This is a genomic window from Shinella sp. M31, assembly GCF_049199205.1.
In the GTDB taxonomy this organism is placed as follows: Bacteria; Pseudomonadota; Alphaproteobacteria; order Rhizobiales; family Rhizobiaceae; genus Shinella.
This window is the reverse complement of record NZ_JBLZPH010000019.1, coordinates 16,774-20,564: the sequence shown is the minus strand read 5'-3', so window position 1 is coordinate 20,564 and position 3,791 is coordinate 16,774. Positions and strand designations below refer to the sequence as shown.

Here is a 3,791-nt window from a genome sequence, read left to right as displayed (position 1 = left end):
GTCATCGCCCGGCCAGTTGCCTTGGGAGTTGTGATCCGTCAGGCGACGGAGATCTGGCGTTTTTCTTCGACGGATTTGACGGCGGCGTCGGCAAGGGCCAGTGCGGCGAGGCCGTCGGCGCCGGAGGGGGTGATCGTGGCGCCCTTTTCGATCGCGGCGATGAAGGCGGCGATTTCGTTGGCGTAGGCTTCCGTGTAGCGGGTCATGAAGAAATCGTGCAGCGGCGGGCGGGTATAGCCGTCGCCATTGGCGATTTCGATGGAGACCGGGCGCTGGTTTTCGGCCGAGACGGCGCCCTTGGAGCCGTGCACCTCGATGCGCTGGTCGTAGCCATAGGTGGCGCGGCGCGAATTGGAGATGATGGCCTGCTTGCCGGACTTGGTCTGCAGGATGACGGAGACGCTGTCATAGTCGCCGGCTTTGCCGATTTCCGGATCGACCAGAACGGCGGCGGTCGCCGACACCGAGGCGACCTCTTCGCCGAGCAGGAAGCGGGCCATGTCGAAGTCGTGGATCGTCATGTCGCGGAAGATGCCGCCGGAACGCTTGATGTAATCGACCGGCGGGGCGCCGGGGTCGCGCGAGGTAATGGTGACCATTTCGACGTCGCCGATCTTGCCGTCGTCGATGGTCTTGCGCACGGCCATGAAATGCGGGTCGAAGCGGCGGTTGAAGCCGACCATCAGCTTGCCCTTGGTCTCTTGCACCACCTTCATGCAGGCGCGCACGCGGTCGACGTCGAGATCGATCGGCTTTTCGCAGAAAATGGCTTTTCCAGCGCGGGAAAAACGTTCGATGAGGTCGGCATGGGTGTCGGTCGGCGTGCAGATCACGACGGCGTCGATATCCTTGGCGGCTTCGATCGCCTCGATGGTGCGCACGTCGCAGCCATATTGCTTGGCGATGGCATCGGCGGCGGCAGGAAAGGCATCTGCGACGGCGACGAGCACGGCGTCGGGATTGCCCGTGACGGCCTTGGCGTGGACCTTGCCGATGCGGCCGGCGCCGAGAAGACCAAATCTCACAGTCATCTTCATTCTCTCAAGTAAGCCGCATGCTTGGGGACCATGCGGGAGGAGGGGCGAGGCGATACGCTCGCCCCGCAAAAGCGCCGCGGCGAACCGCGAGGGTTTTATTACGTCTTGCGCTTCTTCTGGCGGTAGACGTCGACGACGACGGCCGCCACGATGATCACGCCTTTGACGATCTCCTGGTAGAAAGCATCGACGCGCAAGAAGGTAAAGCCCGAGGTCATGACGCCGAGGATGACGGTGCCGATGACCGTGCCGGTGATGCGGCCGACGCCGCCGGCGAGCGAGGTGCCGCCGATGACGGTGGCGGCGATCGCATCGAGCTCGTACATCACGCCCATGCCGGCCTGCGCGGTCTGGGCGCGGGCGGCGGTGACGACACCGGCAAGCCCTGCGAGCGCACCGGCGATGGCGTAGACCTTCACGAGATGGGATTCGACATTGATGCCGGAGACGCGGGCGGCCTGCACATTGGCGCCGATGGCATAGGTGAACTTGCCGTAGCGGGTGTAGCGCAGTGCGATGTGGAAGATGACGGCAACGACGAGGAAGATCACGACGGGCCAGATGCCGGTGCCGATGAAGTTGAACTGTTCGGTGAGGCCCGAGACCGGCTGGCCCTTGGTGTACCACTTGGAGATGCCGCGGGCCGAGACCATCATGCCGAGGGTGGCGATGAAGGGCGGGATCTTCGTCTTGGCGATGAGCTGGCCGTTGATGAAGCCGGCCAAAAGGCCGACGCCGATGCCGACCACCACGGGCACGATGACCGGCAGGTCAGTCATCGAGGGATAGAGCGCGCGCGGCCATGTGGAGGCTTGCGCCAGCGAGGCCGTGAACATCGCCGTCATGCCGACGACGGAGCCGGAGGAGAGGTCGATGCCGCCGGTAATGATGACCTGGGTCACGCCGACGGCGATGATGCCAATGACGGAAACCTGCAGGATGATGATCGTCAGGCGCTGCGTGTTCATCAGGAAGCTCTGGCCGACGAAGATCCAGCCGAGGATTTCGTAGACCAGCGCAATGCCGACGAGGACGAGAAAGATGTTGAGTTCCGGCGGGAGCCGGCGGGCAGATTTCTGCGCAGCGGCTTGAGCCTGCGTGGCGGAATTCGTGCTCATGATTACCTCCCTTACGGCCGCCCGGCGGCCTTAAATCCTGTTGGACCCGTCTCCGGGTTCATCTCACTGGGCCGCCAGTTCCATCACCCTGACCTGCGTTGCCTCCGCCCGGTCGAGAATGCCGGTGACGCGGCCCTCGTGCATGACCATGACGCGGTCGCTCATGCCGAGCACTTCCGGCATTTCCGACGAGATCATGATGACGGCGACGCCATCGCGGGCAAGCTCGGTGACAAAGCGATGGATTTCCGCCTTGGCGCCGACATCGATGCCGCGGGTCGGCTCGTCGAGGATGAGGATGCGCGGATGGGTGAGCAGCCAGCGGCCGATCAGCACCTTTTGCTGGTTGCCGCCCGACAGGTTCTCGATGCGCTCCGACAGGTTCGGCGTCTTCACGCGCAGCTTCTTGCTCATCTCCTCGCAGACCCTGGTCAGCGCGGCCTCGGAGACGAAGCCGTTCTTGACGAACTTGTCCTGGAGCACGGCGATCTGCATGTTCTCGAGAATATCGAGGATCAGAAGACAGCCGGTGTCCTTGCGGTCTTCCGTGAGGAAGGCCATGCGGTGTTTGATCGCCGTGTTCGGGCTGTCGATATTGACTTGCTTGCCGTTGATCGAAATCGTGCCGGAGGTCGCCGGCGTCACGCCGAAGATCGTCTCGGCGACATTCGAGCGGCCCGAGCCGACGAGGCCGGCAAGGCCGAGGATTTCGCCGGCGCGCACGTCGAAGGAGACGTCGTGGAACACGCCCTTGAGTGTCAGGTTCTTCACCGAGAGGACGACGTCGCCGATCGGCACCTCTTCCTTCGGGAACATCTGGGTGATCTCGCGGCCGACCATCATGCGGATGATGTCGTCGCGCGTCACGTCGGTCGAGGCATGGGTGCCGATGTATTTGCCGTCGCGGAACACCGAGAATTCGTCTGCAATCTCGAACAGCTCGTTCATCTTGTGGGTGATGTAGACGATGCCGATGCCCTGCGAGCGCAGGTCGCGGATGATGGTGAAGAGGTGCTCCACCTCGCGCTCGGTCAGCGCGGAGGTCGGCTCGTCCATGATGAGCACGTCGCTCTCGTAGGACACGGCCTTGGCGATCTCGACCATCTGGCGGTTGGCGACGGAGAGGTCGCGCACCTGCGTTTCCGGGTCCATGGTGATGTTGAGGCGCTTGAAGAGTTCGGCGGTTTTGCGGCGCATCTCGCCGTGATCGACGAAGCCGAGGCGGGTCTTCGGCTCGCGGCGGATCCAGATGTTTTCCGCCACCGTCATGAAGGGCATCAGGTTCAGTTCCTGATGGATCATGGCGATACCATTTTCCAGCGCGTCGAGCGGCGATTGCAGCCGGATCTTCTGGCCCTTCAGCAGCACCTCGCCCTGGTCGGGCGTGTAGATGCCGGCGAGGATCTTCATCAGCGTGGATTTGCCGGCGCCGTTTTCGCCCATCAGGGCGTGCACCGTGCCGCGCTTCAGCTTGAACTGGACATCGTCGAGCGCCACGACACCCGGAAATTCCTTGCGGACACCTTCCGCGGACAGGAGATATTCAGCATTCGGAATGGCGCCGCTTGCGCGAACCGCGGCCATGGTGGTCGGACTGACCATCGTCCCCTCCCTCCCGGAGCAACCTGAAACGGAT

Annotated in this window: 3 protein-coding genes; all 3 read right to left on the bottom strand. The window is 63.3% G+C overall.

Annotated features, from left to right (window positions below; translation table 11 throughout):
* Nucleotides 1–38: 38 nt before the first annotated feature.
* On the bottom strand, nt 39–1,031 hold the full coding sequence (iolG, locus tag ACOZKU_RS03460; RefSeq protein WP_421577676.1) for an inositol 2-dehydrogenase: 993 nt from the start codon (nt 1,029–1,031) through the stop codon (nt 39–41).
* A 104-nt stretch (nt 1,032–1,135) separates the two neighbouring features.
* The gene (locus tag ACOZKU_RS03455; protein ID WP_421577675.1) at nt 1,136–2,155 is read right to left on the bottom strand and encodes an ABC transporter permease; all 1,020 of its coding nucleotides are present in this window, start codon (nt 2,153–2,155) and stop codon (nt 1,136–1,138) included.
* A gap of 63 nt (nt 2,156–2,218) precedes the next feature.
* Nucleotides 2,219–3,757 carry a sugar ABC transporter ATP-binding protein gene (locus ACOZKU_RS03450; RefSeq protein WP_421577674.1) on the bottom strand — a complete coding sequence of 513 codons (1,539 nt, stop codon included), beginning with the start codon at nt 3,755–3,757 and terminating at the stop codon, nt 2,219–2,221.
* Nucleotides 3,758–3,791 lie beyond the last annotated feature (34 nt).

Excerpts from the sequence above, each read along its gene's own strand:
- iolG (WP_421577676.1), bottom strand. The coding sequence starts at position 1,031 with ATGACTGTGAGATTTGGTCTTCTCGGCGCCGGCCGCATCGGCAAGGTC.
- ACOZKU_RS03455 (WP_421577675.1), bottom strand. The coding sequence starts at position 2,155 with ATGAGCACGAATTCCGCCACGCAGGCTCAAGCCGCTGCGCAGAAATCT.
- ACOZKU_RS03450 (WP_421577674.1), bottom strand. The coding sequence starts at position 3,757 with ATGGTCAGTCCGACCACCATGGCCGCGGTTCGCGCAAGCGGCGCCATT.